This window comes from Thermoanaerobaculia bacterium (assembly GCA_035717485.1).
Lineage (GTDB): Bacteria > Acidobacteriota > Thermoanaerobaculia > UBA5066 > DATFVB01 > DATFVB01.
The window spans coordinates 1-2115 of sequence record DASTIQ010000137.1; the positions used below are offsets into that span (position 1 = coordinate 1).

The window sequence follows — 2115 nt, forward strand, 5'->3', positions numbered from 1 at the left end:
TCCGAGCTTGATGTCGCTCGTTCGAGTCGTCGCGGGTCCGAATTCGTCGTGAAAGAACGCGCGGATCTCCGTCACCCGGGCGTCCGTCGGCGCGAGGTCGAACGACACGACCTTGAACAGGCGCGCGACCGTCTTCGGAAACGTCACCTCATAAAGACTCTCGGGCGCGAGGAACGTCGTCCGCGCCCCGGCGACGGGAGTCCAGCGGATCCCATCGGTGCTCGTGTAGACGGTGAAGTCGACGGGCTCCCCGCGCGGGACGACGTTTCCCCCGGAATCACGGATGTCGATGCGGAACGTGTCGAGCCCCGTGAACCGCCGCAGATCGATCGCGATGTTCTGAAACGATGCGCCCGTCGGCCCGAGGTCGATCACGGTGGGAACCCGAAGATTTCCGTCGATCAAGGCCGGCGCGGGGATGCCCGCGTCGCCGCGCGAATCTTCCGGGGTATCGTCGATCGTTTCCAGGGCTTCGAAGATCGGAACCGGCGTCTCACCGGACGCCCCTCGCGACCGTGTCGTGTCCGTCTCGCGGTCGAACGAGGCGAGCGCGTTCGCGAACACGGTCAGCCGGTTGTTCAGCAGCGTGTCCTGGAACACGAGACTCCCCTGCACGCCGTCGCTCTTCCTCGTGAGCCCGTTTTCCGCGTCCTCGAACTCGCTCCGGCGCGCCGTCGCGGTGGCCGAAAGGTTCTTCCATCGGAAGTCGAGACTGCCCTGCAGATACGTCCGCGTCTGGTCGAGAGCGGACGTATCGGAAGAAGCGTGGTCACGCTGAAAGAGGAAGCGGAAGCCCGGGAGTCGGTCCGGCTGGAAGGAAAACGTCGAGAAGATGTGTTCGAGCTGTCGTCGGTCGTCGGGGGATCCGCTGATTTTCGACCGGGAATCGACGAGGTCCCAACGCCCGAAGAGCTGGATGGTCGGCAGCGTGTAGGTCGCTTCGGCGTGCGGTTCGAGTTGAGTGAAACGGAGCGTGCTCGTCTCATCGGCGACCGTCGAATGGCCGTTCGATTGCTCCCCGCGAAAAAACAGGAGGTACGTGAACGGGTCGCTCACCCGGCGTCCAAAGCGGAGCTCGTAAATCTGGTCGAAGACGTCCGTGCCGATGTCGCCGGAGGAGTAGGTCTGGTCGGACAGGATCGCGCGGCCCGAAAAATCCTCCGCGCCGCCCCGCCCGCTCCCGATGAGACCGATCACGAGAGCGATTCCGAGAGCCCGGCCTCCCGCCTTCCATCGCAGGATCCCCTCCCGCTCACCGGAGTTCCTCGCCGTCATGCATCACCGTCCATCGCTCGAGAGAGGCGAACGGCGCAAACGAAGCACCTTCGGGCGGAATGTCGCGCGGCAGAGACGAATCGCGCGCATCGGATCAGGCGGGACCGAAGGACGAGTTGAAGCACGACCTCATGGCTGCTCGCTCCCGGCGGGAACGTCGCCGATCTCTTCGAAGACCTGGACCCGGTCGTTTCCTCTCTCCGCGACGTAGATTCGGCCCTGGGCGTCGACCGCGACGCCGCTCGGAAAGGCCACTTGCCCGAGCCGCTTGCCGAGTCCCCCGAACCGGTCGATGAACTTTCCTTCCCGATCGAACAGCTTTATCTCGTGGCGGAGCGCATCCACGACGAGTACCCGTCCCTTCGCATCGATGGCCACTCCTTCCGGGAGCGAGAAGAACTCCACTCCCATGTCGTGCTTTCCCCAGCCGCGGACGAAGTTGCCGTGCCGATCGAACACCTGGACCGAGGGAGTGATCTGCTGGTCGACCACGAAGATGTTCTCCGCGTCGGCCGCGATCCCGGAAATCGACTGGAACTCTCCCTGCCCCGACCCTCGCTCGCCGAACTTGAGCTTCAGCTTGAAATCGGGACCGTAGACGAAGACCTGACCGCTCTCGTTGTCTCCGACGTAGAGGTTGCCGTCGGCGTCGAGCGCGATCGTGCCGATCACGGCCTCCTTCGAAAGCCCGCTCAGCTCGAGGTCGGCGAGCTTTTCGCCCCGCGCGCTGAGGACGTGGATCCTCGCGCGCTGGCCGCCGACGACGAGAAGGCGCCCTTTCGCGTCGACGACGATCCGAACCGGTTCCCGCACGCCGCCCGAGCGGCACGCGAACGTCTC

General features: G+C 64.9%; 2 protein-coding genes. Both read right to left on the bottom strand.

All coding sequences use genetic code 11. The features are described from left to right. Positions 1 to 1197: discoidin domain-containing protein (locus VFS34_07195; protein HET9794231.1), on the bottom strand; the 1197-nt coding region annotated here is incomplete at its 3' end. A gap of 207 nt (positions 1198 to 1404) precedes the next feature. Further along, the coding region (locus VFS34_07200; GenBank protein HET9794232.1) for an NHL repeat-containing protein at positions 1405 to 2115 on the bottom strand (711 nt) is incomplete at its 5' end.